General features: G+C 61.8%; 14 protein-coding genes. 6 read left to right on the forward strand and 8 right to left on the reverse strand.

Features of this window, described 5'->3' with window-relative positions:
* Positions 1 to 126 precede the first annotated feature (126 nt).
* Both AB5Y91_RS20070 and AB5Y91_RS20075 read left to right on the forward strand, forming a co-directional pair.
* On the forward strand, positions 127 to 2,715 hold the full coding sequence (locus AB5Y91_RS20070) for a sensor histidine kinase KdpD (protein ID WP_111911383.1): 2,589 nt from the start codon (positions 127 to 129) through the stop codon (positions 2,713 to 2,715).
* Positions 2,716 to 2,780: 65 nt separating this feature from the next.
* The gene (locus AB5Y91_RS20075; protein ID WP_106885366.1) at positions 2,781 to 3,464 is read left to right on the forward strand and encodes a response regulator; all 684 of its coding nucleotides are present in this window, start codon (positions 2,781 to 2,783) and stop codon (positions 3,462 to 3,464) included.
* A 75-nt stretch (positions 3,465 to 3,539) separates the two neighbouring features.
* On the opposite strand, the gene AB5Y91_RS20080 is transcribed toward AB5Y91_RS20075, so the two are convergent.
* Positions 3,540 to 4,667: a multidrug effflux MFS transporter gene (locus tag AB5Y91_RS20080; protein WP_139745072.1), complete on the reverse strand. Its 1,128-nt coding sequence runs from the start codon at positions 4,665 to 4,667 to the stop codon at positions 3,540 to 3,542.
* 92 nt (positions 4,668 to 4,759) lie between these two features.
* Here AB5Y91_RS20080 and AB5Y91_RS20085 point away from each other — a divergent pair, with 92 nt between their 5' ends.
* Positions 4,760 to 5,548, forward strand: coding sequence for a helix-turn-helix transcriptional regulator (locus AB5Y91_RS20085; RefSeq protein WP_368170620.1), 789 nt, complete (start codon positions 4,760 to 4,762; stop codon positions 5,546 to 5,548).
* On the opposite strand, the gene AB5Y91_RS20090 is transcribed toward AB5Y91_RS20085, so the two are convergent.
* The gene (locus tag AB5Y91_RS20090; protein ID WP_163135487.1) at positions 5,514 to 5,747 is read right to left on the reverse strand and encodes a hypothetical protein; all 234 of its coding nucleotides are present in this window, start codon (positions 5,745 to 5,747) and stop codon (positions 5,514 to 5,516) included. The two genes, AB5Y91_RS20085 and AB5Y91_RS20090, sit on opposite strands and share 35 nt — an antisense overlap.
* Before the next feature lie 282 nt (positions 5,748 to 6,029).
* On the opposite strand from AB5Y91_RS20090, the gene AB5Y91_RS20095 reads away from it, so the two are divergent.
* Entirely contained in the window at positions 6,030 to 7,283 is a 1,254-nt protein-coding gene (locus AB5Y91_RS20095; protein ID WP_368170621.1) for a valine--pyruvate transaminase, read from the forward strand.
* A gap of 84 nt (positions 7,284 to 7,367) precedes the next feature.
* On the opposite strand, the gene AB5Y91_RS20100 is transcribed toward AB5Y91_RS20095, so the two are convergent.
* A complete protein-coding gene (locus AB5Y91_RS20100) occupies positions 7,368 to 7,808 on the reverse strand; it encodes an Hsp20 family protein (RefSeq protein WP_025325190.1) in 441 nt (146 codons plus the stop codon).
* Between the two features lie 93 nt (positions 7,809 to 7,901).
* Positions 7,902 to 8,315 carry an Hsp20 family protein gene (locus tag AB5Y91_RS20105; RefSeq protein ID WP_025325189.1) on the reverse strand — a complete coding sequence of 138 codons (414 nt, stop codon included), beginning with the start codon at positions 8,313 to 8,315 and terminating at the stop codon, positions 7,902 to 7,904.
* Between the two features lie 271 nt (positions 8,316 to 8,586).
* Here AB5Y91_RS20105 and AB5Y91_RS20110 point away from each other — a divergent pair, with 271 nt between their 5' ends.
* Both AB5Y91_RS20110 and AB5Y91_RS20115 read left to right on the forward strand, forming a co-directional pair.
* Positions 8,587 to 9,357 (forward strand): MBL fold metallo-hydrolase, encoded by a 771-nt coding sequence (locus AB5Y91_RS20110; protein WP_368170622.1) that lies wholly within the window; start codon positions 8,587 to 8,589, stop codon positions 9,355 to 9,357.
* 88 nt (positions 9,358 to 9,445) lie between these two features.
* Positions 9,446 to 10,408, forward strand: a complete 963-nt coding sequence (locus AB5Y91_RS20115) for a helix-turn-helix domain-containing protein (protein WP_368170623.1) — start codon at positions 9,446 to 9,448, stop codon at positions 10,406 to 10,408.
* Positions 10,409 to 10,463: 55 nt separating this feature from the next.
* Here the strand turns inward: AB5Y91_RS20115 and gyrB are convergent, their stop codons facing one another.
* The 4 genes from gyrB to dnaA form a co-directional block, all read right to left on the reverse strand.
* A complete protein-coding gene (gene gyrB / locus AB5Y91_RS20120) occupies positions 10,464 to 12,875 on the reverse strand; it encodes a DNA topoisomerase (ATP-hydrolyzing) subunit B (protein ID WP_106885373.1) in 2,412 nt (803 codons plus the stop codon).
* Positions 12,872 to 13,975 carry a DNA replication/repair protein RecF gene (recF, locus tag AB5Y91_RS20125; RefSeq protein WP_005326309.1) on the reverse strand — a complete coding sequence of 368 codons (1,104 nt, stop codon included), beginning with the start codon at positions 13,973 to 13,975 and terminating at the stop codon, positions 12,872 to 12,874. The genes gyrB and recF overlap by 4 nt, the downstream gene beginning before the upstream one ends.
* A 2-nt stretch (positions 13,976 to 13,977) precedes the next feature.
* Positions 13,978 to 15,081, reverse strand: a complete 1,104-nt coding sequence (gene dnaN / locus AB5Y91_RS20130) for a DNA polymerase III subunit beta (protein ID WP_025325184.1) — start codon at positions 15,079 to 15,081, stop codon at positions 13,978 to 13,980.
* 83 nt (positions 15,082 to 15,164) lie between these two features.
* Positions 15,165 to 16,535: a chromosomal replication initiator protein DnaA gene (dnaA, locus tag AB5Y91_RS20135; RefSeq protein ID WP_025325183.1), complete on the reverse strand. Its 1,371-nt coding sequence runs from the start codon at positions 16,533 to 16,535 to the stop codon at positions 15,165 to 15,167.
* Positions 16,536 to 16,634: the final 99 nt, after the last annotated feature.

Consider the following 16,634-nt stretch of genomic DNA (forward strand, 5'->3'; position numbering starts at 1 on the left):
AAGGATGATGATGCGTAATGAAGTAAAGACGGTTGCCCTGCTGGCAGGCATGAAGCAGGAGCATGGGAATGCGTGATGAGGTAAAGGCGGGTGCCCTGCTGGCAAGCCTGGAGCAGGAGCACGGGAATGCGTGATGAGGTTCGGGCCGATGCCTTGCTGGCAAGCCTGGAAGAGGAACACAAGGGCAAGCTGAAGGTCTTCCTCGGCGCCGCCCCCGGCGTAGGCAAGACCTACGCCATGTTGCAGGCGGTGCGGGAACAGGCCAAGGAAGGGGTCGACATTCTCATCGGCGTGGTCGAGACCCATGGGCGCCAGGAAACCCTGGCGCTGCTCGACAAGCTCGCCATCCAGCCACGCAAGCTCCATCACCACCGCCAGCAACGGCTGGAGGAGATGGACCTGGATGGCTTGCTCGAACGCAAGCCCGCCATCGTAGTGGTGGATGAGCTGGCCCACACCAATGCCCCCGGCAGCCGCCACGAGAAACGCTGGCAGGATGTGGAGGAACTGCTCGGCGCCGGCATAGACGTCTACTCCACCCTCAACGTGCAGCACCTGGAGAGCCTCAACGATCTGGTGTGGCAACTGACCGGGGTCAGGGTCAAGGAGACCCTGCCCGATCAGGTGCTGCTGGAGGCGGACAGCATAGTCCTCATAGACCTGCCCCCCAAGGAGCTGCTCGGCCGGCTCAAGGAGGGCAAGGTCTATGTGCCCCATCAGGCCAAGGCCGCCCTGCAATCCTTCTTCTCCCTCAACAACCTGACCGCCCTGCGGGAGCTGGCGATGCAGACTGCCGCCAGCCACGTGGAGGGGGATCTGCAACTGCAGTGGCAGGCGGCAGGCAAGACCACGCTGCCGCTGCGGGGCAAGCTGATGGTCTGCCTCGGGGATCAGCACGGCTCGGCCCTGGTGCGCTACGGCCATCGCTTCGCCCAGCGCCGCCAGCTGCCCTGGCTGGTGGTGCACATCGACAGCAAGGGGCAGCGATCCCCTGAGCTGGAGCAGGCGCTGGCGCTGGCCTCTCACCTCGGCGCCAAGGTGCTGACCCTGTCCAGCCCGGCGGTCGCCGATGCCCTGCTGGAGACGGCCGAACAGCAGCAGGTCTCGCAACTGTTGCTCGGCAAGCCCCACAACCCGCCCTGGCGCCGCTCCCTGGTGCAGCACCTGCTGAAACAGGCACAGGGATTCGAGATCACGCTGGTGGATACGGAGAAGAACAAGCCAGGACTGAGGCTGCAACCACTCCACCCCAAGGACATTCGCCAGAGCCTGCTGGCCATCGCCATCATGGCGGTGACCTCAGCCAGCGCCTGGGGGCTCTCCCACTGGCTGCCGCCCGCCTCCCTGCCGCTGCTGTTCGTGCTGGGGGTACTCGCCACTGCCCTCACCACCAGCCTGGTGCCCGCCATCCTGGCCGCCGTGCTGGGGTTCGTCGCCCACAATCTGCTGTTCACCGCCCCCTACTTCTCCCTGAGCGTGGCCAGCCACAGCGACCTGCTCACCCTGTTCGTACTGCTCATCGTCGGCATGACGGCAGGACGGCTCGCCTCCCGCCAGCGCCAGCAGTTGATCGGTCTGCGCGAGACCCAGCAGCTTGGCAACGCCCTGTTGTCGCTGAGCCAGGGGCTGGCCACCGCCAGCAGCCCGGTGGAGGTGCTCAGGCAGGGAACCCAGGCCATCTCCCTGGCCCTGGGGCAGCCCGTGTTCGCCCTGGATGAGGAGTATCAGTACAGAGCCGGGGACGAAGTGCGGGGACCGGGCCAGACCGACAAGGCCGCCATCGACTGGTGCCTGGCCCAGAAGCAGAGCGCCGGGGCCCACACCGCCACCCTCAATGCCGCCGAGGCCCAGTACCACCACCTCACCGACGAACTGGTGCTGGGGATACGGCTGGCCAGCCCGCTCGCCTCCTCCGCCGAACACCAGTTGCAGGCGCTGCTCACCGACATCCGCGCCGCCCTGGCCCGGATCGATCTCAACGAGCGGCTGGCCGACAGCCAGCTGCAGGCGGAGACGGATCGGATGCGCGCCGCCCTGCTCTCCTCGGTCTCCCACGATCTGAAGACGCCGCTGGCGACCATCATGGGGGCCGGCAGCACACTGCAGGAGTACGGTGACAGGATCAGTGCCGAGGATCGCAGCGAGCTGCTCCACTCGGTGCAGGAGGAGGCACGCCGCCTGCACAGCTATGTGCAGAACCTGCTGGACATGACCCGCATCGGCTCCCCGGACTTCCAGCTGAAGCGGGAGTGGGTCGACCTCGCCGACCTGGTGGATAGTGCGCGCAAGCGGCTGGATTCCTCCTGGCGCCAGCACAAGCTGCTGATCCACTTCGATCAGCAGATCCCCCAGCTCTATGTGCACGGCGCCCTGATCGAGCAGGTACTGGTCAACATCCTCGACAACGCCTCCCGCTACTCGCCGGCCGGCACCCCCATAGAGTTCAAGGTGATGCTGGCGGACCCTGACCTCATCATCGACATCATCGACATAGGGGTCGGCATCGCCGAGTCGGATCGGGACAAGATCTTCAACCTCTTCTATACCCAGCCGGTAGGTGATTGCGGCAGTCGCGGCACCGGACTTGGCCTCGCCATTTCCCGCGCTATGATAGAAGCCCACGGTGGTCGCATCTGGGCGTTTGCCGGCCCCAACGGCAACGGCACCTGCATGCGTATCTCACTGCCGCTCTCCCTCAACTCACCCGAGGTATGATGCGCACATTCCGGGCTCCTGGGGTCAGCCGTCCCCAGCCCCCAACACTCGCCTCTGGAGGCTAGATGGCCCATATCCTGGTCATAGATGATGAAGCGGCCATTCGCCGCTTTCTGCGGATCAGCCTGGTCGCCGAGGGGCACCAGGTGAGCGAGGCGGTGGGCGTCAACGAAGGGCTGGCGCAGTACCGCCACCTCAACCCCGATCTGGTGATCCTGGATCTCGGCCTGCCGGACGGGGACGGCATCCAGATCTTGCAGGCCATCCGCGAACACCACCCCAACCCTGTGCTGGTGCTGTCGGCACGGGATTCGGAGCAGGAGAAGGTGCGGCTGCTGGATGCCGGAGCCAACGACTACATGAGCAAGCCGTTCGGCATAGGGGAGATGATGGCCCGCATCCGGGTACTGCTGCGCCAGCGTGCCGGGGTCAGCAGCGGCGAATGCCGTCACTTCCCCCAGTGCGGCCTGAGCCTGGATACCGGCAGCCACAAGGTCACCATGGGGGATGAGGAGATCCCCCTCTCCCGCAAGGAGTTCGCCCTGCTGCAGGCCCTGGTGTGCCACCCCGGCAAGCTGGTGCTGCAGACCCAGCTGCTCAACGACATCTGGGGGCCCAGCCACAAGGAAGATACCCACTACCTGCGCATCGTCATCGCCAGCCTGCGCAAGAAGCTGGGAGATAACCCCCAGCAGCCCAGCCTGATCGAAACCGAATCCGGCATCGGCTACCGCTTCATCGGCAGTTGAAGCAGCAACAAGCAGCCCACCCAGTTCGAAACACCGTACCCGACATCGGCTACCGCTTCATCGGTAGCCGATGTTTCACGTGGAACGGCGCCCGCTGCAGAGCAGCGCCAGCAGACCGCAGCTGGCGAGCAGCAGCCCCAGATCCTGCAAGCTGGCTGCCACCGCCAATCCCAGGCTGAGCAGCAGGTAATAGGCCAGCCCGAACAGGGCACCGGCGCTACCCGCCACCGCCCTGTAGGCCTGCAAGGCCTCACTCAACACATTGGGGATAGCCACCCCATAGGCCACCACTATTCCCATCATGGGCAGCAGGAACCAGAGCGAGGACTGACTCGTCCAGACCAGCAGCCCGCAAACCAGCGCCAGTGCACAGGCCAGCCTGATCAGGGATGACGGCTGCCAACCCTTCCCCAGCAGCTGCTTGTTGAGCAGGCTGCCGAGCAGGGTCGCCAGCGCCAGCAAGACCCCGGAGTAACCAAAGTCGCTCACCCTCAATCCCAGCCCGTCAAACAGGAAGGGAGCCAGGCTGTAGTAGCCAAACAGCATGGTGTTGAACAGGGCGACCAGGGCTGCGCTGCGCCAGAGCCCGCCATCCCTGGCCATCTTGCCTGCCAGCGGCCAGAGTGCGACTCGCTGTGTGCTGGCCGGACGGGTTTCCGGCAGCCACCGACCGGCCACCAGCAGCAACAGTGCCGCCAGCACCAGCAAGCCGCTGAAGACCCCGAGATAGCCAAACTGCTCGGCAAGCAGGCCGCCGCTCACCAGCCCCAGCACGGGGCTGAGGGAAAGCGCCACGCCCATCACCGAGAAGACCCGCGCCAGCTCGACCCCCTGATAGCTGTCGCGCAGCATGGTCTGGGTCACCACTGATCCCACGGCGGCGCCGAAGGCCGAGACGACCCTGGCCAGCAGCAGGGTCTCGAACTCACTGGCCAGCAGAGCCAGCAGGGTGCCGACCCCGTAGGTGAACAAGCCCGCCAGCATGGCGGGACGCCGCCCGACGAGATCGCAGAGCCGACCCCAGCAGACCACGCCCACCGCAAACGCCAGGAAGTAGACAGACAGGGTCTGGGATGCCTGCCCCTCGCTCACCCCAAACTGGCTGGCAATCTGGGTCAATACCGGGCTGTAGAGGGTCTCAACCATCTGGGGAAACATCATCAATCCCACCACCAGCCAGCGCGGTGGCAACTTGTTGTGCATGACAAACCTCCTTCACAAGAGGTCGTCATTCTAGAGAGAGGGGGAATGTCCCATTACAATAAGCAGGACTATATACATCAAAAGTCGGACACATGGCCTTTATTCTTCCCGATCACCCTTTCGACCCGGACAGCCACGCTGGCAGCGTGATCGGCATCGCCTCCGCGCTGGGCTGGCATGACTCCGGCCTGCACAGGCACCAGCGCCACCAGCTGCTGTTCGCCCAATCCGGCTGCATGACCATGGAGCTGGCGGACAGGGTTTGCCTGCTCCCGCCGACGCGAGCGGCCTGGCTGCCGGCGGGCACGCCCCACAGGGTCTTGATGCGCGGTGTGGTGGCCTATCGCTCCCTCTACTTCACCCCGCACCCCGAGTTGCCGACCACAATGGCGGTGCTGGCGGTCAATCCGCTGCTGCAGGCACTGATCGAACGGATGGCGCTCTGGCCATGGGACCAGCCACAAGAGGAGCAGCATCGGACGTTGGCGCTCTTCATGGAGGAGTTGGGTCAGGCACCCCGAGAGTCCTGGCAGTTGCCGTTGCCGTCAGACCCGCGCCTGGCGGCCTGGCTGCAGGAGATAAAGCGGGGTGGCACCCTGCCCCCTCGGCTCAACCGGCTGGCCGAGGAGGTGGGTGCCAGTGACAAGACCATAGGTCGCATCTTCATGAGGGAGACCGGCATGAACTATCAGGCCTGGCGCCAGCAGTGGCGACTGCTGCGAGCCATGGAGTTGCTGGCAGAAAGCGAACCCATCAGCCGGATTGCCGCTTCCCTGGAGTTCTCCAGCGACAGCGCCTTCATCAGCTTCTTCAAACAGCACTCGGGGCAGACGCCCCTGCGTCACCTCAACTCTCGGGGTGAGTCGCCACGGCGGGGCTGACCTCCACCACCAGGGTATCCAGTGCCAATGGCTGGAGGTTGTGGATGGCATCCAGTACCACGGCATGGGATGCCTGCTGCTGCTGGGCACGCATTTCCTGCGCCAGCTTGGCGCTATCCAGCTCGGGCCTGGGGTTGTCGTTGGCCATGACGTTCAGGCTCAGGCTGCTCAGTATCAGGGTCGCGATCAGGGTCTTCATCTGGCTTGCTCCGGTATGGTTGAGATGACCAGAGAGTTATTCCAATAGTCGTGCCAACTATATAAACAATTGATTTTGTTTAAATAAAATGAAATCTGACGCCATTTGAGGCTTTGTTGCCCATCTTGCTGGTTATTTTGAAACCCATAAGTGGTAATTTTTACCACATCCAATTTCCGGGGCCCGTTCCACGTGGAACGTCCCATGATTTTGATCGACACCCGCTTTTAAACTGAGCTATGGTGCTAGCTCCCCCGTAACTGACTCTGGATCTGTCACCGAATGGAATTCTCCTTGTTCGGCGAGAAGTTCACTCGCCACGCCGGTATTACCCAACTCATGGATGACCTCAATCAGGGGCTGCTCAATCCGGACGCCATCATGCTGGGAGGCGGCAATCCGGCCCCCATCCCCGCCATGCTGGAACGTTTTCAGACCGAGGCCAAGCAGCTGCTCGACAATGGCGAGCTGATCAAGGCCATGGCCAACTACGATGGCCCGCAAGGCAAGGACAGGTTCACCAAGGCGCTGGCCGCCCTGCTCAAGAGAGAGCTGGGCTGGGACATCTCGGCCCGCAACATAGCCCTGACCAACGGCAGCCAGAATGCCTTCTTCTACCTGTTCAACCTGCTGGCCGGCGAGTTCGCCGATGGCCGCAAGAAGAAGGTACTCTTCCCCCTGGCCCCCGAATACATCGGCTATGCGGACTCGGCCCTGGCGGAGGATCACTTCGTCGCCTACAAGCCCACCATAGAGAAGCTGGCCGACGGCCAGTTCAAATACCATGTGGATTTCGAGAGCCTGGAGGTGGGCGACGACATAGGAGTGATCTGCGTCTCTCGCCCCACCAACCCCACAGGCAACGTGCTGACCGATGAAGAGATAGAGCACCTGGATCAGATCGCCCGCGACAAGGGGATCCCGCTGCTGCTCGACAACGCCTATGGCGTGCCCTTCCCCGGCATCATCTTCAGCGAGGCCAAGCCGTTCTGGAATGCCAACACCATACTCTGCATGAGCCTCTCCAAGCTGGGCCTGCCGGGCACCCGCTGCGGCATCGTCATCGCCGACGAGAAGATCATCCAGGCCATCACCAACCTGAGCGGCATCATCAACCTGGCACCGGGCAGCCTGGGGCCCGCCATCACCATCCCCATGATAGAGAGCGGCGAGATCATCGCCCTGAGCGAACAGGTGGTGAAACCCTTCTACAAGCAGAAGGCCGACTTCGCCGTGCAACTGCTGCGAGAAGCGATCCCCGATCCGCGCTTCCACATCCACAAGCCGGAAGGTGCCCTCTTCCTCTGGCTCTGGTTCGAAGGCCTGCCGATCCACTGCCAGGAGCTCTACGAGCGGCTGAAGGCGAAGAACCTGCTGATAGTGCCGGGTCACTACTTCTTCCCCGGTATCGACGACCCAGAATGGCGCCACAGCCAGGAGTGCATCCGCCTCAACTACTCCCAGAGCGAGGAGCTGGTGCGGCGCGGCATCGCCATAATGGCGGACGAGATCAACGCCATTTACCGCGGCAGCTGACTTGCCTGCAAATAAAAAGAAAGGCCTGCGATCGCAGGCCTTTCTCGTCTCTGGCGTCAGGCACCCCGGCCTGACATTCCCGGCTTAGCTCGGCAGCGCCAGCTGATCGGGTTTGCCGATGGGGATGGCGCGGGGTTTGAGTGCCTCCGGCAATTCGCGGGCGAGATCTATGGTCAGCAGACCATGCTCCAGTCTGGCCCCCTGTACCTCTACGTGCTGGCTCAGCTTGAAGGCGAGCTCGAAGTCACGCTCGGCAATTCCCTGGTGGAGGAACTGACGCTCACCGGCCGCTGCGGCCTTGCGCCCCTTCACCTTGAGGGTGCCATTTTCGGTCTCCAGCTCCAGCTCTTCGCGCTCGAAGCCAGCCACGGCGACCGTGATGCGGTAGCCGTCATGCTCCCGCTTCTCGATGTTGTAAGGGGGATAAGCCGCCGCCTTCTGGTCGAACAGGCCTTCCAGCTCACGGGCCATCCGCTCGAAGCCGACGGCATTGGAAGAGAGGTGAGAAAAATCGAGGTTACGCATAATCCTATCCTTCTAATAAGCAACAGGTTTGACTCTCCACAGGCCCGTCATCGGCACCCGGAAAGCAGGTAAAAACACTGAGAGTTCAGGCTATCAGCCGTTGATCTCGATCTTGCGGGGCTTCATCGCCTCGGGCACTTCACGGGCCAGATCGATGTGCAGCAGGCCATTCTTGAGATCGGCCCCTTTCACCCGCACATAGTCGGCCAGCTGGAAGCGACGCTCGAAGCCGCGCTCGGCTATGCCCTGATAGAGATAGTGGCGCTCGGTGTCAGCCTGCTTGTTGCCCTTCACCGTCAGCAGATTTTCCTGGAAGCTCAGCTCCAGCTCTTCCTGGGTAAAGCCCGCCACCGCCATGCTGATGCGGTAGTCGTTGTCACCCAGTTGCTCGATGTTGTAGGGGGGATAACCGGCATTGCCATTGCTGGCCGCAGATTCGATGAGATTGGCCAGACGATCGAAACCAATGGCAGAACGATAGAGCGGAGAAAAGTCGATAGAACGCATAGTATTACCCTCTTGTGAGCGATAACGGATTGTTTGCCCTCCTGATGGACGGGCGCCTGGTCGAAACCTCTGTCGAGCGTTCCGGCCTTGTTACCTATATAGGGGCTCACTTTTTCCTTTCAAGGGAAAAAATGAAAAGAAATTTTTGGCCACCCGTCAAAACTCATTTTGGCCCGATTGATATGGTAATAGGCCCGCGGGCCACTCATTCCCTGATGCCCTCCGCGCCATACTGGCTGCGTCCCCCCACCAGAGACCGGAGCACAACACCATGCAAGTTACCCAGGTTCGCAATGCCACCCTGCTCATCCACTACGCCGGCACCCGCTTCCTGATCGATCCCATGTTGTCTGCCAAGGGCAGCCTCCCGGGGTTTGAGGGAACGGCCAACAGCCAGCTGCGCAATCCGCTGGTCGAGCTGCCCCTGCCCATGACTGAGATCCTCGATGTGGATGCGGTGATAGTCACCCACGATCACCTGGACCACTGGGACCCTGCCGCGCAGCAACTGCTGCCCAAGCATCTCCCGCTGTTTGTGCAACACCAGAAAGATGCCGACACTATAAGCGCCAGCGGCTTCAAGGATGTGCGCCTGCTGAGCGAGCAGGCCGAGTTTGCCGGGATCCGGTTGCACCAGACCGAGGGGCAGCACGGCAACGATCAGGTCATGGCGGTGTTGGCCGAGCGGCTGGGTGAGGTATCCGGGGTGGTCTTCTCCCATCCCGCAGAGAAGACCCTCTATCTGGCGGGCGACACCGTCTGGAACGCCCAGGTTGAACAGGCGCTGCAACGGCACCAGCCCGAGGTCGTCATCCTCAACTGCGGCGATGCCCAGGTGCCGGGGCTGGGTTCCATCATCATGGGCAAGGAGGATGTCGCCGCCGTGTATCAGGCAGCGCCACAGGCCACCCTGATCGCCAGCCACATGGAGGCGGTCAATCATGCCCTGTTGTCACGGCACGAGCTGCGCGACTACATCGGCAAACAGGGGATGGCAACGCGGGTGCTGGTACCCGAGGATGGCGAGTCCATCGTCCTCTGATGAGAGAGGGCCATGCCACCACATGGCCCTTCGGCTTTCTGTTGCCGCCCCTTATCATGGGGATCCGAGTGCAAAGGAGTCTGCCACCATGCCCAACCCCATCGTCGTCGCCGTCATCACCTTCGATCACTTCAGCCCCTTTCACTGCGCTGTGCCCTGCCTCATCTTCGGCGACACCATGATGCCAGGCGCCTCCCTGTTCGAACTCAGACTCTGCGCCGGCGATGCCACCCGCCAGCCCGGTTCCTCCCAGGGCTTTCGCATCGACGCCAGCCACGGGCTGGAGGGGTTGGTCGGGGCTGACATCGTCATCATCCCCTTCTGGCGCGATCCGGCCGAACGACCGGCCCAGCCCCTGCTTGATGCCCTGATTGCCGCCCGACACAGGGGTGCCCAGATAGTGGGGCTCTGTCTGGGCACCTATGTGCTGGCCTATGCCGGTCTGCTGGAGGGGCGCAGGGCCTCGACCCACTGGGAGTTCGAGCAGGACTTCATGGGCCGCTTTCCCGCCGTGCGGCTCGATACCAATGCCCTCTACGTGGACGATGAGGGCCTCATCACCTCGGCCGGCACCGCCGCCGGGCTGGACTGCTGTCTCTACCTGGTGCGCGAGCACCATGGCAGCCGCATCGCCAACAAGCTGGCCAGGCGCCTGGTGGTGCCGCCCCATCGGGAAGGGGGCCAGGCCCAGTTCATCGAGCAGCCGGTGCCCGCCTCCACCCGGGATGCCAGGATCAACCAGCTGTTCGACCACCTGCGCATGCACCTGGCCGAGCCTCACAACCTGGACACATTGGCAGAGCACTGCCTGATGAGCCGCCGCACCTTCACCCGCCGCTTCCAGCGGGCGACCGGTCTCTCCGTCGGGGAGTGGTTGCTGGCCGAGCGCCTCAGGCGCAGCCAGGAGTTGCTGGAGACGAGCTCCCACTCCATGGATCGCATCGCCGAACTGGTGGGATTGAGGACGGCAGCCATACTGCGCCAGCACTTTCGCACCCGTTTCGGCGTGTCGCCGAGTGAATGGCGCCGCACCTTCGGGGGCCTGCGTTAGCCAGCAAAAAGCCGCTCACAGGGAGCGGCTTGTTCAATCGCGAGGACGCGTCGGATTAGACGTCGAGGTTGGCGACCCGCAGGGCGTTGGTCTCGATGAAGTCACGACGAGGCTCGACCGCATCACCCATCAGGGTGGAGAAGAGCTGGTCGGCGCCGACGGCGTCGTCTATGGTGACGCGCAGCATGCGACGGGCTTCCGGATCCATGGTGGTTTCCCACAGCTGATCCGGGTTCATCTCACCCAACCCTTTATAGCGCTGGATGTAGATGCCACGCTTGCCTTCGCCCATCAGCCAGTCGACGGCTTCCACGAAGTTGGCCACAGGTTTGACCTTCTCGCCACGCTTGATAAAACCGCCTTCCTCGATCAGGTTGGCGATCTCCTTGCCCAGGGAGACCAGCTGACGGTACTCGGAGGATTGCAGGAAGTCGTAGCTGATCGGGTACTCCCGGTCGACACCGTGCTGACGCACCACCGCGTGGGGCACGTACAGGCTGCGCTCTTCGTCGCGACGTACCTGGATCTGGTACTGGATGCCGTGGTTGCTCTCGTTGAGCACGGCTTCCATCCCCTGGCACCAGGCCAGCAGATCGCTCTCGCTGGCCAGCAGGGTTTCGTTCAACTCAGGCTGATAGATCAGCTGGGTCAGCACGGCATCCGGGGCACGGCGGGACATGCGGGTGATCAGGTGAGAGACGGCACGGTGCTGGTTGACCAGACGCTCCAGCGCCTCGCCACCTATGGCAGGGGCAGACTCGTTGACGTGCAGGGTAGCACCGTCCAGCGCCATGGAGGTCTGGTACTGTAGCAGCGCGTCTTCGTCTTTCAGATACTGCTCCTGCTTGCCCTTCTTGACCTTGTAGAGCGGCGGCTGGGCGATGAAGACGTAGCCACGCTCGATGATCTCCGGCATCTGACGGTAGAAGAAGGTCAGCAGCAGGGTACGGATGTGCGCACCATCGACGTCCGCATCCGTCATGATGATGATGTTGTGGTAACGCAGCTTGTCCGGGTTGTACTCGTCGCGACCTATGCCGCAGCCCAGTGCCGTGATCAGGGTGCCCACCTCTTGCGAGGAGATCATCTTGTCGAAACGGGCCTTCTCCACGTTCAGGATCTTGCCCTTGAGCGGCAGTATGGCCTGGTTCTTGCGGTTGCGACCCTGCTTGGCGGAGCCGCCAGCAGAGTCCCCTTCCACTATGTAGAGTTCGGAGAGAGCCGGGTCTTTCTCCTGACAGTCTGCCAGCTTGCCGGGCAAACCGGCGATGTCCAGGGCCCCCTTGCGGCGAGTCAGTTCGCGGGCCTTGCGGGCCGCTTCACGGGCACGGGCCGCATCAATGATCTTGTTGACCACTATCTTGGCATCGCCCGGGTTTTCCAGCAGGAAGTCGGCCAGCTTCTCGCCCATCGCCTGTTCAACGGCTGTCTTCACTTCGGAAGAGACCAGCTTGTCCTTGGTCTGGGAGGAGAACTTGGGGTCAGGCACCTTGACGGAGATGACCGCAATCAAGCCTTCACGGACGTCGTCGCCACTGGCGGCAGACTTGGCCTTCTTGCTGTAGTCCTCTTTGTCCATGTAGGAGTTGAGGGTACGGGTCAGCGCGGTACGGAAGCCCACCAGGTGGGTGCCACCATCCCGCTGCGGTATGTTGTTGGTGAAGCAGTAGACCCCTTCCTGATAGGCATCGTTCCACTGCATCGCCACTTCGACACCGATACCGTCCTGCTCTGTGGTGAAGTGGAACACCTTGGGATGGATCGGGGTCTTGTTCTGGTTCAGGTATTCGACGAAGGCCTTGATGCCGCCCTCGTAGCAGAAGTGAGCCTCGCGGCCATCCCGCTCGTCCAGCAGACGGATGGAGACACCTGAGTTCAGGAAAGAGAGCTCACGCAGACGCTTGGCCAGGATCTCGTAGTGATACAGGGTATCGGTAAAGATGGTCGGGCTCGGCCAGAAGCGCACTTCGGTACCTGTGCCCGTGCTGTCGCCAATCTGCTTGAGCGGCGCCTGCGGCTCACCCAGGTGATAGGTCTGCTCGTAGACGTGGCCGTTGCGACGTATGGTCAGCAGCAGCTTGTCAGAGAGGGCGTTAACTACGGAGACACCCACGCCGTGCAGGCCGCCGGACACCTTGTAGGAGTTGTCATCGAATTTGCCGCCGGCATGCAGCACCGTCATGATGACTTCGGCGGCGGAGCGGCCTTCCTCCTCGTGCATGTCGACCGGAATACCCCGGCCGTTGTCACGCACTGAGACGGAACCGTCGGAATGGATCTTGACCTGAATATCGGAGCAGTAGCCAGCCAGAGCCTCGTCAATGGAGTTATCGACGACCTCGAACACCATGTGGTGCAGGCCCGAGCCATCATCCGTATCGCCGATATACATCCCCGGGCGCTTGCGGACCGCATCCAGGCCCTTCAGCACCTTGATATTCGAGGAGTCGTAAGTATTTTCACTCATAGCTTACTCTCTGCCTTCTCTAACGTTTCGGAGATCTTGCCTTGTTCCACGTGGAACAGCTTGCAGTCACTCGCATCCATCATGTCTGCGAGCTGACCGGTATCGATGGCGGTGATAAACACCTGGGACGCGCACTGCTTCAGCCTTGCGGCCAGCAGGCGACGTTTGTCGACATCCAGTTCAGAGGCAAAATCGTCAATTAAAAAAATACAGCCACGGCTGCTATGTTGATTCAAATAGAGCCCTTGAGCCAGTCGCATGGCACAGACCAGCAACTTCAACTGACCCCTGGACAAAATATCCTGAGCGGGCACACCGTTCGCCTTGAGCCGCACATCCGCCTTCTGCGGACCGACCCCAGTGTATCCCAGCGAACGATCCCGCTCGAACCCCGCCTCCAGCAAGTCGCCGAGGGGAGTCTCTCTCTCCCAGCCCCGATAGAAACCGAGGCTGATGTCGAATTCCGGCAGAAAATCCGCCGTCATCTCCTTGATCAGGGGCGTAATAGCCTGACAGTAACTGGCGCGAAACTCCGCCAGTTCACCCCCGAGCCGCACCAGCTCCTGATCCCAGAACGCCAGCTGGCGATACTGGCTGCTCTGGCGCAGCAGCGCATTGCGCTGTTTCAGCAGACGCCGTACCCGTCCCCACAGGGAGAAGAAGGTCGGCTCCTGATGGAAGACACCCCAGTCCAGCCAGGCCCGGCGAGCCTGGGGCCCACCGGTCAGCAGGTTGAAACCATCGGGGTGGATCAACTGCACCGGCAGCAGCTCGGCCAGATCGGCCAATCGCTGGGCCTGGGCCCCGGCGATCTTGAGCTGGGTCTCGCCCCCCTTGTCCTTGGCAAGCCCGATGGGCACCTGACGCCCCTCCAGCTCGCACTGGGCAAACAGGGTAAACGCCCTCTCCCCCTGGCGGATGACCCGCCCGGTCAGGTGAGTACGAAAAGAACGACCGAGACCGAGGTAATGGATGGCTTCCAGCACGCTGGTCTTGCCGCTGCCATTGCACCCGACCAGGATATTGAGGCCGGGGGACAGCGCGAGACTGGCGTGCTGGATGTTGCGAAAGTCGCTGAGCTGGAGTTTGACCAGGGACACGACTAGATCCGCATCGGCATCACCACATACTGGGCATCTTGGCTGTCAAAATCCTCAATAATGGCACTGCTGATGGAATCGCTCAGGCTGATCCGGATTTGGTCACATTTTAACGTATTCAGCACGTCCAGCACATAGGAGACGTTGAAGCCGATCTCCATCTCGCCAGCGGCATATTGTACGTCAAGCAGCTCCTCGGCTTCTTCCTGTTCCGGGTTGTTGGCGGTGATGCGCAGCAGGTTTTCCTGCAGATTGAGACGCACCCCACGGAATTTCTCGTTGGAGAGGATGGCGGCGCGGGCGAAGGCCTGGCGCAGATCCTCACGACCGGCGATCAGGGCCTTGTCGCTCCCCCGGGGAATGACGCGACGCCAGTCCGGGAAGCGGCCATCCACCAGCTTGGAGGTAAAGATGAAGCCATCCAGGGCGGCACGCAGGTTGCTGCGACCGACCTGCAACCGCACCGGCTTGTCTTCCGCCTCCAGGAGGCGCACCAGCTCCAGCACACCCTTGCGGGGCAGGATGACCTGATGATCGGGCAGCGATTCCCCGACCACTTCGCGGCGGCAGGTGGCCAGGCGGTGACCGTCGGTGGCGACGGTGCGCAGGCCATGGCCCTCGCTCTCGAACAGCATGCCATTCAGGTAGTAACGCACATCCTGGCTGGCCATGGAGAACTGGGTCGCATCGATCAGCTTCTTCAGCTCCAGCTGGCTGATGTCGAACTCGAGCACGGATTCCCAGTCCTCGATGTTCGGGTACTCGGTCGCCGGCAGGGTAGAGAGATTGAAGCGGGAACGACCGGAGCGGATGATGAGGCGATCCCCTTCGGTGTTGAGACGGATATCCGCCCCTTCCGGCAGGCCACGGCAGATATCCAGCAACTTGCGGGCCGGTACTGTGGTACGCCCATCCTGGCTGTCGCTGCTGAGATAGACCTGGCCTATCATCTCCACCTCGAGATCTGTCCCGGTCAGCGATAGCAGGCCATTGCTGACATCGAGCAGGACGTTGCCGAGGATGGGCAGAGTCGGCCGGCCACCCAGGGCACCGGACACCAGTTGCAGAGGACGTAACAGGGCCTCACGGCTAATTTCGAGCTGCATCTGTGCTCTCCGTTGTGATTAGGAGGAAAAATTTCGGATCAGGTTGGAATATTCGAGCCCCATCTGTCCACTCAGTTCCGTTATCAGGACGAGAGGGTACGGATCAGGTTGGAATAGTCTTCCTTGATGTCGTGACTCTCCTCCTTCAGCTGCTCGATCTTGCGGCAGGCATGAAGAACAGTGGTGTGGTCACGGCCACCAAAGGCATCCCCTATCTCCGGCAAACTGTGGTTGGTCAGCTCCTTGGCCAGTGCCATCGCCAGCTGACGCGGGCGGGCAACGGAGCGGGAACGACGCTTGGACAGCAGATCCGCCAGCTTGATCTTGTAGTACTCCGCCACCGTCTTCTGGATGTTGTCTATGGTGACCAGCTTCTCCTGCAAGGCCAAGAGGTCGCGCAGCGCCTCGCGCACGAAGTCGATGTTGATGGCACGGCCGGTGAAGTTGGCGTTGGCGATCACCCGGTTGAGGGCACCTTCCAGTTCACGGACGTTGGAGCGCAGACGCTTGGCGATGAAGAAGGCCACCTCGTCCGGCAGATGGATCTGGTTCTCGTCCGCCTTGCGCATCAGGATAGCCACCCGGGTCTCCAACTCAGGCGGTTCGATCGCGACAGTCAGACCCCAGCCGAAGCGGGACTTGAGGCGATCCTCGACACCGTTGATCTCCTTCGGATAACGATCCGAGGTCAGGATGATCTGCTGGTTGCCTTCGAGCAGGGCGTTGAAGGTGTGGAAGAACTCCTCCTGGGAGCGCTCCTTGTTGGCGAAGAACTGGATGTCATCGATGAGCAGGGCATCGACGCTACGGTAATAACGCTTGAACTCTTCAATGGCGTTATTCTGCAGCGCCTTCACCATGTCCTGCACGAACCGTTCGGAGTGCATGTAGATGACTTTGGCGTCTTTCTTGCGTTCCTTGATGGCATTGCCAACGGCGTGCAGCAGGTGGGTCTTGCCCAGACCTGTGCCGCCATAGAGGAACAGCGGGTTATAAGCGCCACCCGGATTGTCGGCCACCTGACGGGCCGCCGCACGGGCCAACTGATTGGACTTACCTTCGACGAAATTCTCGAAGGTGTAGTTCACGTTGGTGTTGCTCTTGTGGTTCGGCTCGGGCTTGGCTTCCGCCTTGCTTTCCCAGCTCTTGTGAGAGTTATTCACAGGATCGACACCACGCGCCGGCGCTCTGGCGACCGCGACGGGATGGGGACGATTACCGATGTCAAAACGCAGGGTGGGAGCATCGGCTCCGCACAGCTCGTTGATGATGCCATTGACCCGGAGCAGGTACTTGTCGCGTACCCAGTCCAGAACGAAGCGATTCGGTGCATACAGGGTCAGAGTATTGTCACTCAACTCCGCTTGAAGCGGCCGGATCCACATGCTGAATTCTGCCGAGGGCAACTCATCTTGCAGCCGGTTAAGGCACTGCTGCCATAGCGAAGCAGTCACTCTAGACTCCCGTCAATTGATTAAGTAAAGACCGGCTATTCTACGTTTTTAGTGGCTGGATCTCCAGTTGCCGCCGCACGGATCCAGCAAATAAGATCC

This window comes from Aeromonas sp. R4-3 (genome assembly GCF_040908275.1).
GTDB lineage: Bacteria > Pseudomonadota > Gammaproteobacteria > Enterobacterales > Aeromonadaceae > Aeromonas > Aeromonas rivipollensis.

What these genes read in the sequence shown, in the direction of transcription:
- AB5Y91_RS20085 (WP_368170620.1), top strand. Translation starts at nt 4,760, where the DNA reads ATGGCCTTTATTCTTCCCGATCACCCTTTCGACCCGGACAGCCACGCT.
- AB5Y91_RS20115 (WP_368170623.1), top strand. Translation starts at nt 9,446, where the DNA reads ATGCCCAACCCCATCGTCGTCGCCGTCATCACCTTCGATCACTTCAGC.
- AB5Y91_RS20075 (WP_106885366.1), top strand. Translation starts at nt 2,781, where the DNA reads ATGGCCCATATCCTGGTCATAGATGATGAAGCGGCCATTCGCCGCTTT.
- AB5Y91_RS20110 (WP_368170622.1), top strand. Translation starts at nt 8,587, where the DNA reads ATGCAAGTTACCCAGGTTCGCAATGCCACCCTGCTCATCCACTACGCC.
- AB5Y91_RS20090 (WP_163135487.1), bottom strand. Translation starts at nt 5,747, where the DNA reads ATGAAGACCCTGATCGCGACCCTGATACTGAGCAGCCTGAGCCTGAAC.
- AB5Y91_RS20080 (WP_139745072.1), bottom strand. Translation starts at nt 4,667, where the DNA reads ATGCACAACAAGTTGCCACCGCGCTGGCTGGTGGTGGGATTGATGATG.
- dnaN (WP_025325184.1), bottom strand. Translation starts at nt 15,081, where the DNA reads ATGCAGCTCGAAATTAGCCGTGAGGCCCTGTTACGTCCTCTGCAACTG.
- AB5Y91_RS20105 (WP_025325189.1), bottom strand. Translation starts at nt 8,315, where the DNA reads ATGCGTTCTATCGACTTTTCTCCGCTCTATCGTTCTGCCATTGGTTTC.
- AB5Y91_RS20070 (WP_111911383.1), top strand. Translation starts at nt 127, where the DNA reads ATGCGTGATGAGGTTCGGGCCGATGCCTTGCTGGCAAGCCTGGAAGAG.
- gyrB (WP_106885373.1), bottom strand. Translation starts at nt 12,875, where the DNA reads ATGAGTGAAAATACTTACGACTCCTCGAATATCAAGGTGCTGAAGGGC.
- AB5Y91_RS20095 (WP_368170621.1), top strand. Translation starts at nt 6,030, where the DNA reads ATGGAATTCTCCTTGTTCGGCGAGAAGTTCACTCGCCACGCCGGTATT.
- AB5Y91_RS20100 (WP_025325190.1), bottom strand. Translation starts at nt 7,808, where the DNA reads ATGCGTAACCTCGATTTTTCTCACCTCTCTTCCAATGCCGTCGGCTTC.